15 protein-coding genes and 1 tRNA gene are annotated in these 19,653 nt (G+C 66.8%); 1 reads left to right on the forward strand and 15 read right to left on the reverse strand.

Going from position 1 to position 19,653, the window contains the following annotated elements; genetic code table 11:
* Positions 1-18: 18 nt before the first annotated feature.
* The 6 genes from ACQP2T_RS55315 to ACQP2T_RS55340 form a co-directional block, all read right to left on the reverse strand.
* Entirely contained in the window at positions 19-3,894 is a 3,876-nt protein-coding gene (locus ACQP2T_RS55315) for a DNA-directed RNA polymerase subunit beta' (RefSeq protein ID WP_433512757.1), read from the reverse strand.
* Between the two features lie 17 nt (positions 3,895-3,911).
* Positions 3,912-7,391 (reverse strand): DNA-directed RNA polymerase subunit beta, encoded by a 3,480-nt coding sequence (gene rpoB, locus ACQP2T_RS55320; protein ID WP_433512758.1) that lies wholly within the window; start codon positions 7,389-7,391, stop codon positions 3,912-3,914.
* A gap of 436 nt (positions 7,392-7,827) precedes the next feature.
* Positions 7,828-8,322 (reverse strand): hypothetical protein, encoded by a 495-nt coding sequence (locus ACQP2T_RS55325; RefSeq protein ID WP_433512759.1) that lies wholly within the window; start codon positions 8,320-8,322, stop codon positions 7,828-7,830.
* Positions 8,319-8,816, reverse strand: coding sequence for a hypothetical protein (locus ACQP2T_RS55330; RefSeq protein WP_433512760.1), 498 nt, complete (start codon positions 8,814-8,816; stop codon positions 8,319-8,321). The genes ACQP2T_RS55325 and ACQP2T_RS55330 overlap by 4 nt, the downstream gene beginning before the upstream one ends.
* Before the next feature lie 393 nt (positions 8,817-9,209).
* Entirely contained in the window at positions 9,210-10,211 is a 1,002-nt protein-coding gene (locus ACQP2T_RS55335) for an ABC transporter ATP-binding protein (RefSeq protein WP_225293987.1), read from the reverse strand.
* 185 nt (positions 10,212-10,396) lie between these two features.
* A complete protein-coding gene (locus ACQP2T_RS55340; RefSeq protein ID WP_433512761.1) occupies positions 10,397-10,951 on the reverse strand; it encodes a TetR family transcriptional regulator in 555 nt (184 codons plus the stop codon).
* A gap of 105 nt (positions 10,952-11,056) precedes the next feature.
* Here ACQP2T_RS55340 and ACQP2T_RS55345 point away from each other — a divergent pair, with 105 nt between their 5' ends.
* The gene (locus tag ACQP2T_RS55345; protein WP_433512762.1) at positions 11,057-11,443 is read left to right on the forward strand and encodes a nuclear transport factor 2 family protein; all 387 of its coding nucleotides are present in this window, start codon (positions 11,057-11,059) and stop codon (positions 11,441-11,443) included.
* 526 nt (positions 11,444-11,969) lie between these two features.
* Here ACQP2T_RS55345 and ACQP2T_RS55350 read toward each other — a convergent pair.
* The 9 genes from ACQP2T_RS55350 to ACQP2T_RS55390 form a co-directional block, all read right to left on the reverse strand.
* Positions 11,970-14,054, reverse strand: coding sequence for an ArnT family glycosyltransferase (locus ACQP2T_RS55350; protein ID WP_433512763.1), 2,085 nt, complete (start codon positions 14,052-14,054; stop codon positions 11,970-11,972).
* 202 nt (positions 14,055-14,256) lie between these two features.
* A complete protein-coding gene (rplL, locus tag ACQP2T_RS55355) occupies positions 14,257-14,646 on the reverse strand; it encodes a 50S ribosomal protein L7/L12 (protein ID WP_433512764.1) in 390 nt (129 codons plus the stop codon).
* A gap of 69 nt (positions 14,647-14,715) precedes the next feature.
* Positions 14,716-15,240, reverse strand: a complete 525-nt coding sequence (gene rplJ, locus ACQP2T_RS55360; protein ID WP_433512765.1) for a 50S ribosomal protein L10 — start codon at positions 15,238-15,240, stop codon at positions 14,716-14,718.
* 269 nt (positions 15,241-15,509) lie between these two features.
* The gene (locus ACQP2T_RS55365) at positions 15,510-16,337 is read right to left on the reverse strand and encodes an LppX_LprAFG lipoprotein (RefSeq protein WP_433512766.1); all 828 of its coding nucleotides are present in this window, start codon (positions 16,335-16,337) and stop codon (positions 15,510-15,512) included.
* Between the two features lie 573 nt (positions 16,338-16,910).
* Positions 16,911-17,630, reverse strand: a complete 720-nt coding sequence (gene rplA / locus ACQP2T_RS55370; RefSeq protein ID WP_433512767.1) for a 50S ribosomal protein L1 — start codon at positions 17,628-17,630, stop codon at positions 16,911-16,913.
* A 132-nt stretch (positions 17,631-17,762) separates the two neighbouring features.
* Positions 17,763-18,194 (reverse strand): 50S ribosomal protein L11, encoded by a 432-nt coding sequence (gene rplK / locus ACQP2T_RS55375; protein WP_225293997.1) that lies wholly within the window; start codon positions 18,192-18,194, stop codon positions 17,763-17,765.
* A gap of 117 nt (positions 18,195-18,311) precedes the next feature.
* A complete protein-coding gene (gene nusG / locus ACQP2T_RS55380) occupies positions 18,312-19,094 on the reverse strand; it encodes a transcription termination/antitermination protein NusG (RefSeq protein WP_433512768.1) in 783 nt (260 codons plus the stop codon).
* A 65-nt stretch (positions 19,095-19,159) separates the two neighbouring features.
* Positions 19,160-19,405, reverse strand: coding sequence for a preprotein translocase subunit SecE (gene secE / locus ACQP2T_RS55385; protein WP_357962191.1), 246 nt, complete (start codon positions 19,403-19,405; stop codon positions 19,160-19,162).
* Positions 19,406-19,478: 73 nt separating this feature from the next.
* Positions 19,479-19,551: transfer RNA gene (locus ACQP2T_RS55390), tRNA-Trp, on the reverse strand.
* Positions 19,552-19,653: the final 102 nt, after the last annotated feature.

The raw sequence follows: 19,653 nt of genomic DNA on the forward strand, positions 1-19,653 counted from the left end.
CGGTGCTTCAAAGAGCGACTAGCGGTTGTACTGGCCGAAGTCGTACTCCTCCAGCGGAACGGCCTCGCCGCTACCGGTGCCGAAGGTGTAGTCGGCCGCGGAACCGTCGTATCCACCAACGGTGTACATGGCCGCCTTGGCCTCTTCGGTCGGCTCGACCCGGATGTTGCGGTACTGGGGCATGCCCGTACCGGCCGGGATGAGCTTACCGATGATGACGTTCTCCTTCAGGCCCAGGAGCGAGTCGGACTTGGCGTGGATCGCCGCGTCCGTCAAGACCCTGGTCGTCTCCTGGAAGGAGGCCGCCGACAGCCACGACTCGGTGGCGAGCGACGCCTTCGTGATGCCCATGAGCACCGGACGGCCGGCGGCCGGAGCGCCACCCTCCGCCACCGTCTCGCGGTTCATCTGCTCGAAGCGCGGACGCTCGACGAGCTCACCGGGCAGCAGGTCGGTCTCGCCGGACTCCAGCACGTTCACGCGCTTGAGCATCTGCCGCACGATGATCTCGATGTGCTTGTCGTGGATCGACACACCCTGCGAGCGGTAGACCTGCTGGACCTCCGCCACCAGGTGCAGCTGCACGGCCCGCGGGCCGAGGATGCGCAGCACCTCGTTGGGGTTGACCGCACCGGCGACCAGCTGCTGGCCGACCGTCACACGCTGGCCGTCGGAGACCTGCAGGCGCGAACGCATCGAGACCGGGTAGGCGATCTCCTCCGAGCCGTCGTCCGGAGTGATGACGAGCTTGCGGGACTTGTCGGTCTCGTCGATGCGGACCCTGCCCTCGGCCTCGGAGATCGGGGCGACACCCTTGGGGATGCGCGCCTCGAAGAGCTCCTGGACACGTGGCAGACCGTGGGTGATGTCCGCGCCCGCCACACCACCGGTGTGGAAGGTACGCATCGTCAGCTGCGTGCCCGGCTCACCGATCGACTGGGCGGCGATGATGCCGACCGCCTCGCCGACGTCGACGAGCTTGCCGGTCGCCAGCGAGCGGCCGTAGCAGGTCGCGCAGACGCCGATCTTGGCCTCGCAGACGAGCGCGCTGCGCGTGCGGACGGTCTCGATGCCGGCCTCGACCAGCGCGGTGACATGGATGTCGTTGATGTCGACACCCGCCGCCACGACGACCTTGCCGTCGACCTCGACGTCCTCGGCCAGGATGCGGCCGTGCACGTTGGACTCGGCGTTCTCCGCCTTGACCAGGTTGCCCGAGGAGTCCCGCTCGCCGACGTGCAGCGGGACCGCGCGGTCGGTGCCGCAGTCGATCTCACGCACGATGACGTCCTGCGCGACGTCCACCAGACGACGGGTCAGGTAACCCGAGTCGGCGGTACGCAGGGCGGTGTCGGCCAGACCCTTCCGCTGTCCGTGGGTGGAGATGAAGTACTCCAGCACCGACAGACCCTCGCGGAACGAGGCCTTGATCGGACGCGGGATCGTCTCACCCTTGGTGTTGGACACCAGGCCACGGATGCCGGCGATCTGACGCACCTGCATCTTGTTGCCTCGGGCACCGGAGTTGACCATCATCCAGACCGGGTTGGTCGCCGGGAAGGCGTTGACCATGTCGGTCTCGACGTCGGCCGTGGCGTGCGTCCAGATCTCGATGAGCTCCTGACGGCGCTCCTCGTCGGTGATCAGGCCGCGCTCGTACTCGCGCTGGACCTTGTCGGCCCGGCGCTCGTAGTTCTCCATGATGTCGGCCTTGTTCGGCGGCGCGACGACGTCGTCGATCGAGATCGTGACGCCGGAACGGGTCGCCCAGCGGAAGCCGGCGTCCTTGAGCGCGTCGAGCGAGTTGGCCACGTCGACCTTGGGGTAGGTCTCGGCCAGCTCGTTCACGATCGTGGACAGCTGCTTCTTGCCGACCTGGAAGTTGACGAACGGGTAGCTCGCCGGGAGCGTCTGGTTGAACAGGCACCGGCCGAACGTCGTCTCCAGGCGGATCGGGTCGCCCTGCTCCCAGCCCTCCGGCGCGACCCACTCACGGGGCGGCAGGACGTCCTTGAGCCTGATCTGGATCTTCGCCTGAATTTCCAGCTCGTGGCGGTCGAAGGCCATCTGGGCCTCGGCGATCGAGCCGAAGACCCGGCCCTCACCGTTGGCGCCGTCCTTGTGAGTGGTCAGCCAGTAGAGGCCGATGACCATGTCCTGGGTGGGCATCGTCACGGGCTTGCCGTCGGCCGGCTTGAGGATGTTGTTGGTCGAGAGCATCAGGATGCGTGCCTCGGCCTGGGCCTCAGCCGACAGCGGCAGGTGCACGGCCATCTGGTCGCCGTCGAAGTCCGCGTTGAACGCGGTGCAGACGAGTGGGTGGATCTGGATGGCCTTGCCCTCGACCAGCTGCGGCTCGAACGCCTGGATGCCCAGGCGGTGGAGCGTCGGAGCGCGGTTGAGCAGCACGGGGTGCTCGGTGATGACCTCTTCGAGCACGTCCCACACGACCGGACGCGCCCGCTCGACCATCCGCTTGGCCGACTTGATGTTCTGGGCGTGGTTGAGATCGACCAGCCTCTTCATCACGAACGGCTTGAACAGCTCCAGCGCCATCTGCTTGGGCAGACCGCACTGGTGCAGCTTGAGCTGCGGGCCGACGACGATGACCGAACGGCCGGAGTAGTCGACTCGCTTGCCCAGCAGGTTCTGGCGGAAGCGGCCCTGCTTGCCCTTCAGCATGTCGCTGAGGGACTTGAGCGGACGGTTGCCGGGACCGGTGACCGGGCGACCGCGACGGCCGTTGTCGAACAGCGCGTCGACGGCCTCCTGGAGCATCCGCTTCTCGTTGTTCACGATGATCTCGGGGGCGCCGAGGTCGAGCAGACGCTTGAGGCGGTTGTTCCGGTTGATGACCCGGCGGTAGAGGTCGTTCAGGTCGGAGGTCGCGAACCGGCCACCGTCGAGCTGCACCATCGGGCGCAGGTCCGGCGGGATGACCGGGATGCAGTCGAGCACCATGCCGCGCGGCGAGTTGGTGGTGTTGAGGAACGCCGACACGACCTTGAGCCGCTTGAGCGCACGGGCCTTCTTCTGGCCCTTGCCACTGCGGATCGTCTCGCGCAGGTTCTCAGACTCGACGTCGAGGTCGAAGCTGATCAGGCGGTCCTGGATCGCCTGCGCGCCCATGCCGCCCTTGAAGTAACGGCCGAAGCGGTCGCGCATCTCGCGGTAGAGCAGCTCGTCGCCCTCAAGGTCCTGGACCTTGAGGTTCTTGAAGCGGCTCCAGACCTCGTCGAGCCGGTCCAGCTCGCGCTGGGCCCGGTCGCGAAGCTGACGCATCTCGCGCTCGGCGCCCTCACGAACCTTGCGGCGCTGGTCGCCCTTGGCGCCCGCGGCCTCAAGCTCGCCCAGGTCGCCTTCGAGCTTCTTCTGCCTGGCCTCGACGTCGGCGTCACGGCGCTGCTCGATGTGCTGCCGCTCGACGGAGATCTTCGCCTCCAGCGAGGGCAGGTCACGCTCACGCATCTCGGTGTCGACATGCGTGATCATGTACGCCGCGAAGTAGATGACCTTCTCCAGGTCCTTCGGGGCGAGGTCGAGCAGGTAGCCAAGGCGCGACGGGACGCCCTTGAAGTACCAGATGTGCGTGACGGGCGCGGCCAGCTCGATGTGGCCCATCCGCTCACGACGCACCTTGGCGCGAGTCACCTCGACGCCACAGCGCTCACAGATGATGCCCTTGAACCGGACGCGCTTGTACTTGCCGCAGTAGCACTCCCAGTCGCGGGTCGGACCGAAGATCTTCTCGCAGAAGAGCCCGTCCTTTTCCGGCTTGAGGGTGCGGTAGTTGATGGTCTCTGGCTTCTTCACCTCGCCGTGCGACCACTGACGGATGTCGTCGGCCGTCGCGAGGCCGATCCTGAGCTCGTCGAAGAAGTTGACGTCTAGCATTTTGTGCGATCTCCCCCTCAGACTTCTTCCACGCTGCTCGGCTCACGCCGGGACAGATCGATGCCGAGCTCTTCCGCGGCGCGGAAGACGTCCTCGTCGGTGTCGCGCATCTCGATGGACATGCCGTCGCTGGAGAGCACCTCGACGTTCAGGCACAGCGACTGCATTTCCTTGATGAGGACCTTGAAGGACTCGGGGATTCCCGGCTCGGGGATGTTCTCGCCCTTGACGATCGCCTCGTAGACCTTCACGCGGCCCAGGACGTCGTCGGACTTGATCGTCAGCAGCTCCTGGAGGGCATAGGCGGCACCGTAGGCCTCCAGAGCCCACACCTCCATCTCACCGAAGCGCTGGCCACCGAACTGGGCCTTACCGCCGAGCGGCTGCTGGGTGATCATGGAGTAGGGGCCGGTCGAACGTGCGTGGATCTTGTCGTCGACCAGGTGGAGCAGCTTGAGGATGTAGATGTAGCCGACCGAGATCGGGTACGGGAACGGCTCGCCGGAGCGGCCGTCGAACAGCTTGGCCTTACCGCTCTGCTGGACCATGCGGTCCCCGTCGCGGTTGGCGATGGTGTTGTCGAGCAGCCCGACGATTTCTTCTTCGTGGGCGCCGTCGAAGACCGGGGTGGCCATGTTGGTGCGCGGGGCGACCTTGTCGAAGCCCTTGTCACGCAGTCGTTCGGCCCAGGCCTCCTGGACGCCGGAGATGTCCCAGCCGCGGGCGGCGATCCAGCCCAGGTGGGTCTCCAGCACCTGGCCGACGTTCATCCGGCCGGGCACGCCCAGCGGGTTGAGGATGATGTCGACCGGGGTGCCGTCCTCCAGGAACGGCATGTCCTCGACCGGCAGGATCTTGGAGATGACGCCCTTGTTGCCGTGCCGGCCGGCCAGCTTGTCGCCATCGGTGATCTTCCGCTTCTGGGCCACGTAGACGCGGACCAGCTCGTTGACACCGGGCGGCAGCTCGTCGCCCTCCTCGCGGGAGAAGACACGAACGCCGATGACCTTGCCCTGCTCGCCGTGCGGCACCTTCAGCGAGGTGTCGCGGACTTCGCGGGCCTTCTCACCGAAGATCGCGCGCAGCAGCCGCTCTTCCGGGGTCAGCTCGGTCTCGCCCTTCGGGGTGACCTTGCCGACCAGGATGTCGCCGGGTACGACCTCGGCGCCGATGCGGATGATGCCGCGCTCGTCGAGGTCGGCCAGGACCTCTTCGGAGACGTTCGGGATGTCCCGGGTGATCTCTTCCGGGCCCAGCTTGGTGTCGCGGGCGTCGACCTCGTGCTCCTCGATGTGAATCGAGGACAGGACGTCGTCCTGGACCAGCCGCTGGGACAGGATGATCGCGTCTTCGTAGTTATGACCCTCCCACGGCATGAACGCCACCAGCAGGTTCTTGCCCAGAGCCATCTCACCGCTGTCGGTGCAGGGCCCGTCGGCGATGACCTGGTTGACCTCGACCCGGTCGCCCTCGGCGACGATGGGCTTCTGGTTGAACGAAGTGCCCTGGTTGGAACGCTTGAACTTGGCGACACGGTAAGTCGTACGGGTGCCGTCGTCGTTCATCACGGTGACGTAGTCGGCCGAGACCTCCTCGACCACACCCGCCTTCTCGGCGCTGATGACGTCGCCCGCGTCGGTCGCGGCACGGTATTCCATGCCGGTGCCGACCAGCGGCGCTTCACTCTTGAGCAGCGGCACGGACTGCCTCTGCATGTTGGAGCCCATGAGCGCGCGGTTGGCGTCGTCGTGCTCCAGGAACGGGATCATCGCGGTGGCGACCGACACCATCTGGCGCGGCGACACGTCGATGTAGTCGACCTCGTCGGCCCGCGCCAGCTCGGTCTCGCCACCCTTGGTGCGGACCAGGACCCGCGCCTCGGCGAAGGAGCCGTCGGCGTTGAGGACCGTGTTGGCCTGCGCCTTGACGAAACGGTCTTCTTCATCGGCGGTCAGGTAGTCGATCTGCTCGGTCACCTTGCCGTCGACGACCTTGCGATAAGGCGTCTCGACGAAACCGAAGGCGTTGATCCGGCCGTAGGAGGCCAGCGAACCGATCAGGCCGATGTTGGGGCCTTCCGGCGTCTCGATCGGGCACATCCGGCCGTAGTGCGACGGGTGCACGTCACGCACCTCGAAGCCGGCCCGCTCACGCGACAGACCACCAGGACCCAGCGCGGACAGACGCCTCTTGTGCGTCAAGCCGGCCAGCGGGTTGGTCTGGTCCATGAACTGCGACAGCTGCGAGGTGCCGAAGAACTCCTTGATCGACGCCACGACCGGGCGGATGTTGATCAGGGTCTGCGGCGTGATCGCCTCGACGTCCTGCGTGGTCATCCGCTCGCGCACGACGCGCTCCATACGGGCCAGGCCCAGGCGGACCTGGTTCTGGATGAGCTCGCCGACGCTGCGCAGACGGCGGTTGCCGAAGTGGTCGATGTCGTCGACCTCGACGATCACGGTGTCGATCGGCGCCTCCTCGGCGGCCGGCATCGACTCCTCGCCGGCGTGCAGCCGGACGATGTACTCGATCGTGGCGACGACGTCCTCTTCGGTCAGCGTCCCCTGGCTGATCTCACTGCCGACCCCGAGCTTCTTGTTGATCTTGTAACGACCGACCTTGGCCAGGTCGTAACGCTTGGGGTTGAAGTACAGGTTCTCCAGCAGGGTCTGCGCCGACTCCTTGGTCGGCGGCTCACCCGGACGCAGCTTGCGGTAGATGTCCAGCAGCGCGTCGTCCTGGCCGGCCGTGTGGTCCTTCTCCAGCGTGGCGCGCATCGACTCGTACTGGCCGAACCGCTCCAGAATCGCCTCGCTGGTCCAGCCCAGTGCCTTGAGAAGCACGGTGACGGCCTGCTTGCGCTTACGGTCGATACGGACACCGACGCTGTCGCGCTTGTCGATCTCGAACTCCAGCCAGGCACCCCGCGACGGGATGACCTTGCAGCCGTACAAGTCCTTGTCCGAGGTCTTGTCGACATTGCGTTCGAAGTACACGCCCGGCGAACGGACGAGCTGCGAGACCACGACACGCTCGGTGCCGTTGATGATGAACGTGCCCTTCGGCGTCATGAGCGGGAAATCACCCATGAACACCGTCTGGGACTTGATCTCACCAGTGGTGTTATTGATGAACTCCGCCGTGACGAACATCGGGGCGGAGAAGGTCATGTCCTTGTCTTTGCACTCATCTACGGAGTACTTGGGCGGCTCGAACCGGTGATCGCGGAACGACAAGGACATGGTCCCCGAGAAGTCCTCGATGGGACTGATCTCTTCGAAGATCTCTTCGAGGCCCGACTGGGTCGGGACGTCCTTGCGCCCGGCCTGACGAGCCGCCTCAACCCGGGCCTTCCATTTCTCGTTGCCCAGCAGCCAGTCGAACGACTCGGTCTGCAGAGCGAGAAGGTCAGGAACTTCGAGGGGCTCCTGGATGCGCGAAAAAGAGACGCGACGGGGACCAGCGGGTACGGCGGAGGCGTTGCGCGAGGCTGCCAACAGATGTCCTTCCGAGGGCTCGCGGCGGACTGACTACACGCACGCCAGACAACCTCGCAACGTGAGCAAGCGGAGCGGGTCGTCAAAGGGCAGCGCAAAGGGGCAGTGTAGCCGAACGGCACACGCCTGTCCACTTCACTCTCGCTGCATGCTCCACGTTGGTCGCAGCATCGCCCGTTCGAGCGGAAACGTCAAGCCCGCAAGCCCGACTTTCCGCCGACCTAGGGGCCGGACGCTGGGTTTTCTCCCCTGCGTGATCGGACGCCTACCGTCAGGCCCAAGACGATACCCGCGAACGGGGACGGTTAACGCTCCGTCACACCGAGGGTCGAACCCATGCCGACAACCGGTGTAGCTGTGACTGAGGTACCCACTGCTTGGGCTTCGCTAAACCTTATTTTTGGTAACAATTGACCTCGGGGACGCGCCCGATGACTCAAGCAGTGCCGATCAAGGTCGACAGCTCGGCCACCAACCAGCGGGAATCCTGCCGGATCATGACGAGCCTGGCCCGGTCCTGGCTTACCTGTTGCTGTGGTTCGGCCTTGCCGGGGATCTCCCTGACCGTACCCGTGTTCACGAACAACAGAACCTCTACTCGATCACCTTCCGCGCGCTCCACACCCGCGTCGGCGACGGTCGCCGTCCGTACCGTCTTCTCCGCCTTGGCCTTGGCGGCCAGGGAGGCCGACAGCTTCTTGTAGTGCTCGGTGAGCTCGCCCGTCGTGTGCTCGGCCGCCCGGGCCAGGTCCTGCTCGACCGTCCGGTAGTCGTACGACAGCAGGTCCGGCGCCACCGTACGGGCCGCGGCCATGGCCTGGCGGCCCGCCTCCTCGTCCGCGCGGATGGCGTGGGCGTCGTACCAGAACACCCCTGAGGCGGCGCCGAGCCCGAGCACCAGGACCAGCAGCGCGATCGTGACCGCCCTCACACCACCTGCACCGCCCTCGACACCAGCCAGACCCCCTTGGCCTTGGTCACGTCCATCGACCAGCGGTAGAACCGTTCCTGCTTGGGGGCCTTGGAGCCCTCCCAGCGGATCTCGACGTCGGCCACGACCAGCACCCTGGCGGTCAGCTCCGTCATCGACACCAGCCCTGTGGCCCGGACCACGCCGTGCTGCACGACCTTGTTCTCCACTGTGGTGGACTTGAGCTTCGCCGCGCTCGCCTTGTACTCCTCCTGGGCCACTCCGGTTGAGGTGGCGAGGATGCGCCCCATGTCGGCGTCGACGGTCTTGTAGTCGAGCGAGACCAGGTTGATCGCGTGCGCGCCCGCCGCCTCCAGCGCGGCCCGCCGATCGTCCGACCTGGCCTGTTCGGCCAGATCCTGCCCGCGAAGGAACACCACGGCGGCGCCGAGCAGCACCACCAGGAGTACGAGTACGCCGGTCAGGACGCGGGGTGGCCGGACCGGCTCGTCCACGTCTGCTCACCTCCCGGCTCGGTTGCTGGATGGTAACCCGCCGGCCGCTCCTGGAGCCCGGGAAACAACAGAGGCGACATAGGACCCACTCTGGCTGGGGCGGGCATTTGTCTCTTGCCGGGCGGGCGCCGATGCCGTCTCCGCCCTCCCCAGCGAGCGAGCGTCTGACGGACGCCCTTCAGATGGCCCTCTGAGGCCCGCTGGGGGCGTGGCGCGGTGTGGCGGCCTTCTGTCACCGATCTGTCACCGAGGTCCGGGAAAGCCCCTTCTCGGCCCGCCTGGCGGCTCGCCCCGGTCTGGCGCGCTTGGCTGGTTGGCGGCTCTTGGGCCGTCTGACGGCTCTCACCCGGTCTGACGGCGAACCGGTCCAGACCGCCTGCGGCCCACCGGGACCTACCGGACGCCGTTGAGATGGGCGTTGATCAGGCGTGGGTACTCTTCCAGCCAGTTGCGCCCGCGATCGTCCACAAAGGAGCCCTGAGGCGGGATGACCCCGTTGGCCGCCAGCCAGGTGCCGGGCGGCCGCTGCGTACGGCGGAGCCCGTTGCCGCTCGGCATCAGCTGCGGAGGGATCGGCGGCAGCGAGCCGGGGTCGTGGCCCAGCTGCGCCTCGGCCTCCAGCTCGGAGACGTCCTTCTCCTCCGACATGCCGATCGGGCCATGCTTCCTGGCGTTGAGGAACTGCCGGACCACCGGCTCGTCGCTCGACAGCAGCATCTCGCGTGGCCCGAACATGATCAGCTCGCGCCGGAACAGCAGCCCGATGTCGTCGGGCACCGTACGGGCGGTGTTGATGTCGTGTGTGACGATCAGGAAGGTCGCCTCGATCTCGGCGTTCAGGTCGACGATGAGCTGGTTGAGATAGGCGGTCCGTACCGGGTCGAGACCCGAGTCGGGCTCGTCGAACAGGATGATCTCGGGATCGAGCACCAGCGCTCTGGCCAGCCCGGCCCGCTTGCGCATGCCGCCGGAGATCTCGCCCGGCAGCTTGGTCTCGGCGCCGAGCAGGCCGACGAGCTCCATCTTCTCCAGCACGATCTGACGGATCTGCGACTCGCTCTTCTTGGTGTGCTCGCGCAGCGGGAAGGCGATGTTGTCGTACAGGCTGAGCGAGCCGAACAGGGCGCCGTCCTGGAACAGCACGCCGAACAGCCGGCGCAGCTCGTAGAGCTTGCTCTCGTTGCAGTTGGCCAGGTCGTAGCCGTCGATCCAGATGTGGCCGCGGTCCGGCCTGAGCAGCCCGACCAGGGTCTTGAGGAAGACCGACTTGCCGGTGCCGGAGGGCCCGAGCAGGACCGAGATCTCGCCCGCGGGCAGGGTGAGCGAGACGTCCTCCCAGATGACCTGCCGCCCGAACGACTTGGTCAGCCCGTCGACCACGACTTCGACGCCCACGGGTCACCCTCCATGCGCAAAGAGTAATGTGACTTCAACCACAAGACTGCCATCACGGTAGCGGCGCACGAGGGAATTGGAACCAGTTCCAATAACTTGTTACTGCCCGGTTATGAGACGCGCAGTCCAGCAACGGGCGTTGCCGGTCGTCCTGGAGGCGGGCCAGGACGTCGGCGTGACTGCGGCTATTCGGCCTGGGGGTGGGCGATCGCCCTCAGGGCCGGGCGGAGGATCCGCGCGATGTCTGCTTGAGATGCTTCGCGCAGCTCGTCGAGTTCGAGCAGTTGGTGGCCGACGGTCACGCCCAGCATGATCGTCGTCATCAGCGCCGCCCGCAGTCGCGCATCGCCGCCGGGGATCGACTCGCCGACCTGATGGATCTGCCGACTCAGTACGGCCCGCGCCGACGCGGCCGCCTCCGGGTGAGTGAGCATCGATCGCATCATGGCCAGGGAGCTCTGCGGCAACTCCCCCATCTTGAGGCCGAGACTCCCGAGAAGCCGCTCGACCAAGTCGTCGGCGTCGCCCTGGGCCATCGGCGCCGGGGCCACGGTCACCGCCGCGCTGAACAGGTCCTGCTTGCTGCCGAAGTACTGCATGACGAGTGCGGGATCGACCTCGGCCGCCTTGGCCACCGCGCGGATCGTGGTGCGCTCGAACCCCAGGTCGGCGAAGAGTTGCCTGGCCGCGTCCAGGATCCGCCGCTCGGTCCTGCGACGCCGCTCCGCCCGTTCGGTCACGCCGCCCCCCTTTGACAATCGTGGCTCACTCTACAGGCGTTGACCGTTCGTCACATTTCGCTCTACGCTCGTTGAGTCAACCTCTGTTGAGCGAAATGAGGCCACATGTCCACCACCGATGTCGTCGCCGCCTACCACGCCGCGATGCTCCACAAGTCGGCCGACGAACTGGCCGATCTCTATGCCGAGGACGGCCTGCACGAGTTCCCGTTCGGCGGACTGCCCCCGTTCAAGGGCCGGGAGGAGATCCGGGCGGGGTACACGTTGATGTGGGGCGCCATGAAAGCTCTGGTCAAGGAGATCCGCGACGTGACCATCCGCCAGACCACCGACCCGGAGGTGATCGTGGCGGAACAACAGACGGTGGTCACGGTGGCCGACCAGGAGCTGACGGTGCCGGGTCTGCTGATCCTGCGGGTCAGGGACGGCCTGATCGTCCACGCGCGCGACTACATGGACACCAGCGCCGTCGCCCGCGTCCGCGCCGCCTAGCACGGACCGCCTTCCTCCGCCCCGAAGGGGCATTCCCACGGTTTCCCAGCCACCACGGACCGTTCACTTCCGCTCCCCGGAAGGGGTACTCCTCATGGGGCCCCGCCACCACGAACCGTCCCCTTCCGCTCCTCCGAGGAGGTCCCTCGGCCAAGGACCCCTGCCACCACGAACCGGCTTCCTGTGCTCCCCCGGAGGGGCATTCCCATGGGGGATCCCAGCCGCCACGGACCGTCCCCTCCCCCTCCCCTCGGGGGGCATCCCCACGGGGATCCCAGGCACCACGGACCGTGCCCTCCCCCTCCCCCCGGGGGCATCCCCACGGGGATCCCAACCGCCACGGACCGTGCCCTCCCCCTTCCCCCGGGGACATCCCCACGGGGATCCCAACCACCACGGACCGTGCCCTCCCCCTCCCCCGGAGGGGTATCTCTCCTAAGGACCCCAGCCACCACGGACCGTCACAGAGATCGAGACGGCCGTGGGACGAACCACCTAGGGACCCGCCAGGGCTGAGGCCGTATGGTCACTTGGTGGCAGTGAGGTCGTAGACCGTGGCGTTGCCGACGGTAGCGGCCGTGTACGTCTCCTGGACCCACGCGGCGATCTCGGCCGCATCACTGCTGCCACCGGTACTGGCCCCGCCACGCATTCCACCGCCCATCCCGCCACCGATGAAGTAGTGGATCTTCCCCTCGGCCACGTACTGCTTGAACTGGGTGAGTGTCGGCGCGGGGTCGGTCCCGTTGAAGCCGCCCACCGCCATCACCGGCCGGCCCGTGGCGAGCTGGTATCCGGCGGCGTTGTTCGAGCCGACAGTCGCGGCGACCCAGCTGTAGGCGGTGGCGTTGCTCTTCAGAAGGGCGGTGAGCTCGGCGCTGGGGGTAGCGGACTGCAGCAACCCGCCCATCCCACCGCCTCCCCGCCCACCACGAGCGAACCCATCGGCCCCCGTGCCACCAGTGCCTCCCGGTTGACCGCCAGTACCGCCAGGCCACCCAGTGCCACCGGTACCGCCCGGTCGGTTGCCAGTACCGCCCGGCTGGCCGCCGAAGCCACCGAACCCGCCCGGCCCCATGGCCGCAGGACCGCCGCCGCCGCGCCGGAACCCCCCAGGTCCGCCGAACCCTCCCGTAGAGGGACCCGCCGTAGGAATCGCACCGGTGTGCGCGGATGTTGCGGTGTCCAGTGCGTACGCGGCCGGCCCCGCCAGGCACACCACGACCGCCACGACGGCGACAATCCCCGGCACCCGCCGGGACCACCAACCACGCGCCGCAAACGGCACGCCCGTAGGTTCCGCGACCGGCACGCTCCCAGGCTCCCCGGCTGGCACACCCGCCCGCTCCTCCTCCTGACGGCCGACGACCAGCAGCCCCACGGCCGCCGCCAGCCCAGCGACGAGCACAACCGGCCCCAACCAGGAATTCCACTCCGAACTACGCGACAGCAGGACGTACCCCCACCCAGCCGTCGCAGCCGCAGCCAGCGCGAGCGCCCGGTGAGCCCGGCGCTCCCAGAGCAGCGCCACCCCCGAACCCACCAGCACCGCGATCGCCGGAGCCAGCGCCACCGTGTAGTACGCGTGGAAGATCCCCTGCATCAGGCTGAAGATCAGCCCGGTGACCACCAGCCAGCTCCCCCACACAGCCACCTGGGCCCGTACAGGATCGGTCCGTGGCGCCGAGCGCGTCAGCCAGGCCACGGCCGCCAGAAGCACCAGCGCCGCCGGAAGCAGCCACGAGATCTGCCCGCCCGCCTCGGTGTCGAACATCCGCCACCAGCCGGCCTGCTGATTGAGGTTGCCGAGCCCTCCGTAGTCACCGCCGTTCAGCCGCCCGATGCCGTTGTAGCCGAGCGCGAGCTCCAGGACGCTGTTCGTCTGGGAGCCGCCTATGTACGGCCGGTCGGCGGCGGGCACCAGCGCCACGGCCACCAGCCACCATCCGGCCGACACCACCACGGCCACGCCCGCCAGCACGAGTTGCCAGAGCCGCCGCCCCACCGTGGTCGGAGCCGTGATCAGGTAGACGAGCGCGAACCCCGGCAACACCACGAACGCCTGCAGCATCTTGGCCAGGAACGCGAACCCGATGCACGCCCCCGCCAGCACCAGCCACCGCGTCCCCGCCCTCTCCTGGGCCCGCACCACGCAGTAACCCGCGACGGTCAGCAGCAGCACCAGCAGCGCGTCCGGATTGTTGAAGCGGAACATCAGCACCGCCACCGGCGTAACCGCCATCACCGCCCCGCCGATCAACGCGGCCCACGCGGGGAACCGGCGGTGTACCGCGGCATAGACCACCCCCACGGTCGCCACGCCCATGAGCGCCTGGGGCACGAGAATGCTCCATGAGTTCAGCCCGAAGATCCTGGCGCTGAGCTCCATCGGCCACAACGAGGCCGGCGTCTTGTCCACGGTGATGGCATTGGCCGCGTCGGACGATCCGAAGAAGAACGCCTTCCAGCTTTGGGTGCCCGCTTGTACGGCAGCCGAGTAGAACGCGTTCGCCCATCCGGAGGCGTTCAGCCCCCATATGTAGAGCACCGCGGTGGCGGCGAGCAGCCCGGCCAACGCCCATCGATCTCTGACACGCGCATCCTTGAACACACTCGAACGCTAAACACGGCCTCTCGCCACGCGATGAGACGACCATGAGAATCTCGTGAGCTCTGTACGGCGGTAACTGCCAAGCCCGCAAAAACACAAAAGGGGCGACACACCCGGCACCTGGGTGCAGCCGCCCCTTCTGGGGTGAAACGCCGGAACCGGCGATTCGGTAATGCTCTTCGAGCGTTATGCCTCGAAAGTGTTACTTCACGGTGACGGAAGCGCCGGCGCCCTCGAGGGCAGCCTTGGCCTTCTCCGCCTGCTCCTTGTTGACCTTGCCGTCGAAGACGTTCTTGGGAGCGCCGTCGACCAGGTCCTTGGCCTCCTTGAGGCCCAGGGACGTCAGGGCGCGGATCTCCTTGATGACCTGGATCTTCTTGTCGCCGGCAGCCTCGAGGATGACGTCGAACTCGTCCTGCTCCTCAACGGCGGCGGCCTCGCCACCACCGGCGGTGGGGGCAGCGGCAACCGCGACGGGGGCGGCGGCCTTGACGTCGAACACTTCCTCGAACTGCTTCACGAACTCGGAAAGCTCGAGGAGGGTCATCTCCTTGAACGCGTCGAGCAGCTCGTCGGTGCTGAGCTTCGCCATGATGGTTTCCTCCGTATGGATCTTGCGATAACTAGGAACGGGACCGCGGGGTTTGCGGCAATCCCCGTATTACTCGCCCGCTTCTTCGCGCTTGGCGCGAAGGGCGTCGGCCAGCTGGGCCATGTTGGTGGGCAGCGCGGCGAACATGGCGGCAGCAGCACTCTGCTTCGCCTTCATCGCGCCGGCCAGCTTCGCGAGGAGAACCTCGCGGGACTCGAGGTCAGCGAGCCTGGTGATCTCGGTAGCGTCCAGCATCTTGCCATCAAGGACGCCACCCTTGATCACCAGAAGGGGATTGGCCTTGGCGAAGTCACGCAGACCCTTGGCCGCCTCGACAACGTCGCCGTTGACGAAGGCGATCGCGGTCGGACCGGCGAGCAGGTCACCAAGACCCGCGAAACCGGCCTCATTGGCCGCAATCTTAGTCAGGGTGTTCTTCGCCACGGCGAACTTCGCATTCTCACCGAGAGAGACGCGCAGCTGCTTGAGCTGTGCGACGGTGAGACCGCGGTACTCGGTCAGAACGGCGGCAGCGCTGCCTTCGAACTCGCTCCTGAGCTCGGCAACTGCTGTCGCCTTATCCGCCCTCGCCATGGGCCTCCTTCCAGATGTGCCACCGGTGAAGGCCCAGAAATGAGAACGGCCCCGGGCGCAGGGCGCACACGGGGCTCACACACGGATCACTCCGTGTAGGAAACTCGTATCACACCTGCGCGGGCCGTCCACAGACTGTGGATCCTTCGGTCGTCAGGTCTTGAGGAACCTGACGACGACCGGCGGTCTTCGGCAACGACCAGAGTACGTCCTGGCCGCCGAGTTTCCAAATCGCTCTCATCGGCGACGCCGTTCAGCGCCGCATCCGGTTAGTTGGTCGTGCCCTTCGGCAGCTCACCGATCTGGTCGGCGGGCGGCGTCTGGATGTTGACGGCCTCGTTGAACCCCTTGAACAGCAGGGTCGCGTCCAGCGTGGCGCCTTCCTTCTCACCGTTCAGGGCGAGCTTGCGAGGCAGGCCGTCACTGCCGACCCAGATGTCGAACTTGATGTCCTTGAGCTCGGCCAGACCCGAACGGGCGGCTTCCTGCTTGTCGGCCGGCAGCTGCTGCACCGCCGCGTCGACCGGGAAGGTCCCGCTGTAGTGGGTGGTGTCCACACCGCCGACAGTCTCGGTGCCGGCCGCCTTGATGTCCTGCGACGCGGTCACCATCTTGGTGACGGCCGCCAGGTCGAACTGCTGGATCTGGTCGAGGTACGTCTTGACCTGATCCTGACCGCCGACATCGGTCAGCGGCACCTTGATCCACGGCTTCGTCGCCCCGACGAGCTCCTTGAGCGCCTCGACCTTGACGTAGACGGCGTCGCCCTGGAGCACGGCTCGCGCTCCACCGGGCAGACCCTTACCGCCCATGTCGAGGGTGTCGAGGGTGAGGTCGACGGCCAGCTGCGGCTTGCTCTGGTAGAGCATCCGCCCCTGCACCTTGCCGTTCCCCTCCTGAGGGGTCTTGACGTTGACGACGGCGTCAACGGTGTAGCTGGTGACCTCCGCGGTCTTCTGCGCGGCCTGCGTCAGCACTTCGGACGCCGCCAGCTTGACCTGGATTGGCTGCGCGGTCGTTCCACAACCGGCAACCGCGACCGCGACCAGGGCGGCACCGGCCGCGGCGGTAGCGAGGGAAATTCTGCGCTTCAGCATGATTTAAACCCTACGTGTCGGTGTCCCGGTGATGGCGTATTCCCCTGACTTTTCAGGGAAAACCCAGGGTCTTCCCCGACCCGCGTCCCTTGATCGCGCGCCACGCTCACTGCCTCGGCTTCTGCCGTGTGGACTGCTCTGATCTTTCTTTTCGCGTACGGCCGCAGACGGGTCGCACGCCACCTGGGATCCCACGCTCGCCGTACGAGATCGAACTCGCGGACGCGCCCGCAAGGACCGTCCCCAGGGGTGCACACACCGCACCAGAGGTGCCCACAAAGCCCCCGCCGCGGCAGAAACCGCCCATGGGAACCGCGCCCGCAGTGACGGGCTCCCGTGACACGGGGGGTGTGTGGCGGAGGTCCGTGACTGCGGGGGGCTGTGGCCGGGGGTTTGGCGGGCGGCCCGTGGCCGGGAGTCTGGCGGGCGGGGGCTGCGACGCGGGCGCCTATAGGCCGCTATCCGCGCAAAGCGACTCCCGAATACACAAGCGGCCCCGAACACACAACAGCCCCCGCCGAAGTCGGCGAGGGCTGTGTGGTGCGAAGAAGTGCCAGAAGTGTGGCTTTTTCGCTACGCGTCCAGCTCGGCGGTGAGGCCGCGGGTGGCGTTGGGGTCGACCGGGACGCCGGGGCCCATGGTCGTGGAGAAGGTGACCTTCTTCAGGTAACGACCCTTGGCGGCCGACGGCTTGAGACGGAGCACCTCGTCAAGGGCGGCGGCGTAGTTCTCGATGAGCTGGCGCTCGTCGAACGACGTCTTGCCGATGATGAAGTGCAGGTTGGCCTGCCGGTCCGTACGGAACTCGATCTTGCCGCCCTTGATCTCCGTCACGGCCTTGGCGACGTCGGGCGTCACGGTGCCGGTCTTGGGGTTGGGCATGAGGCCACGCGGGCCGAGGACGCGGCCCAGACGGCCGACCTTGCCCATGAGGTCAGGGGTGGCGACAACGGCGTCGAACTCGCTGAGCCGGTTGCCCTTGGCGATCTCGTCGATGAGCTCGTCGGCGCCGATGATGTCGGCGCCCGCCTCGCGGGCCGCCTCGGCACGGTCACCGGTCGCGAAGACCAGGACCCGGGCGGTCTTGCCGGTGCCGTGCGGGAGGTTGACCGTGCCGCGCACGATCTGGTCGGCCTTGCGAGGGTCGACGCCCAGTCGCAGCGCCACCTCGACAGTGGCGTCGAACTTGGTGGTGGACGTCTGCTTGGCCAGCTTCACGCCCTCGACGGGTGCGTAGAGCTTGTCGCGGTCGACCTTGGCCGACGCGTCCTTGTGCGCCTTGCTGCGCTTCATGTCTGTCTCCTTGTGGTGTGCGGGCCGGGTGCCGGCCCTCCCACTGATCGGTGTGGGTAGGAGCCGGGAAACCGGCTCTCCCACGGATCGCGGTGGGGGCCGGGGAACGGCCCTCCCGCGGATCGGGAAGTGTTAGTCGGCGACGGTGATGCCCATGGACCGGGCGGTGCCGGCGATGATCTTCTCGGCCGCCGCGATGTCGTTGGCGTTGAGGTCGGGCATCTTGGTCTCAGCGATGCTGCGGAGCTGCTCGCGGCTGAGCTTGCCGACCTTCTCCTTGTGCGGGACCGCGCTGCCCTTGTCGAGGCCCAGAGCCTTCTTGATCAGCTCGGGCGCCGGGGGCGTCTTCGTGATGAAGGTGAAGCTGCGGTCTTCGAAAATGGTGATCTCAACGGGGATGATGTTGCCCCGCTGGGCCTCCGTGGCAGCGTTGTACTGCTTGACGAAGTCCATGATGTTGACGCCGTGGGGACCGAGCGCGGTACCGACGGGCGGAGCGGGCGTGGCCTGGCCAGCGGGCAGCTGCACCTTCACCAAGGCCGCGATCTTCTTCTTTGGAGGCATGATCCTTCTCCGGGTCCTGAGAATGGTGTTGCAAACCCCCACGGGCATGGGGACCCCAGAACACAGGGGCCCCCAGTTCACGCGCGTGGGGACGACATATCAGCTTACGTGATCGTCTTAGATCTTCGAGACCTGGTTGAACGACAGCTCGACCGGGGTCTCGCGGCCGAAGATCGAGACGAGCACCTTGAGCTTCTGCGACTCGGGGCTGATCTCGCTGACCGAGGCGGGCAGGGTGGCGAACGGGCCGTCCATGACCGTGACGGACTCGCCGATCTCGAACTCGACGGTCGGGCCGGTGCTGGTCTTGGCCGAGGACTTCTTGGCTTCCTCGGTCGGCTCCGGCGCCAGCAACTTGGCGACCTCGTCGAGGTTGAGCGGGCTCGGCTTGTTGGACAGGCCCACGAAGCCGGTCACACCGGGCGTGTTACGCACGGCGGCCCAGGACTCGTCGGTCAGCTCCATGCGCACCAGCACGTAGCCGGGCAGCACGCGCTCCTTGACCGGCACCTTCTTACCGCTCTTGAACTCCTGGACGGTGTGCGTCGGCACCTCGACCTGGTAGATGTAGTCCTCCATGTTGAGAGACACGTTGCGGCTCTCGATGTTGGACTTCACGCGGTTTTCGTAGCCGGCGTAGGAGTGGATCACGTACCACTCGCCGAGCTGGCCCCGGAGCGAGCGCTTGAACTCCTCGACCGGGTCGACGTCAGGCAGGATGTCACCGTCTTCGTCGACTGCGGGAGCCTCGTCGGCGACCTCGTCCTCGCCGCCCTCGTCGCTGTCCGCGACGTCGGCGTCGAGCTCGTCGACGGTCTCCTCAGTGGCCTCGGCGGCCTCTTCCGGCTCGGTGTCCCACTCCTCGTGGGACTCGTTCGCCGGCACTGAAGATTCGGACACGGTGACTTTTCCTCTTTCGTCGAATCGAATGGCGACTCCGTCGGGTGACGCCGTCGGTGTCTGGATCAGGATCCGCCGAAGACGCGGAGAACGGCCCAGCCGAGCGCACTGTCGAGCCCGTACACAATCGCAACCATGATCAGAACGAATACCAGAACGACCGTGGTGTAAGTGATGAGATCCTTGCGTGTCGGCCAGATGACCTTACGCAGCTCGGTGACTACCTGCCGGTAGAAAAGGGCCGGCGAGGTGCGGGTCTTCTTCTCGCCACTAGGCTTGCCTGCGGTCTCGCCGCGCGTGTCGATCGCCACAGTCCTCACCTGAATCTGTCGTATCCAACGCAGTATGCGGCGCGCTTACACGCCATTGCGCGGACCGCACTCGCAGGGCACGAGGGACTCGAACCCCCAACCGCCGGTTTTGGAGACCGGTGCGCTACCAATTGCGCCAGTGCCCTATGTCGCCAACCACACTACCCTGATCAGCTCACTGCCTGGACCGAACCGCACGTCGACATGCGGCGGTACGACCAGGCGAAAGTGTATCGGGGGAATGCCTC

The organism is Nonomuraea sp. CA-143628, assembly GCF_050942315.1.
Taxonomy (GTDB): Bacteria; Actinomycetota; Actinomycetes; order Streptosporangiales; family Streptosporangiaceae; genus Nonomuraea.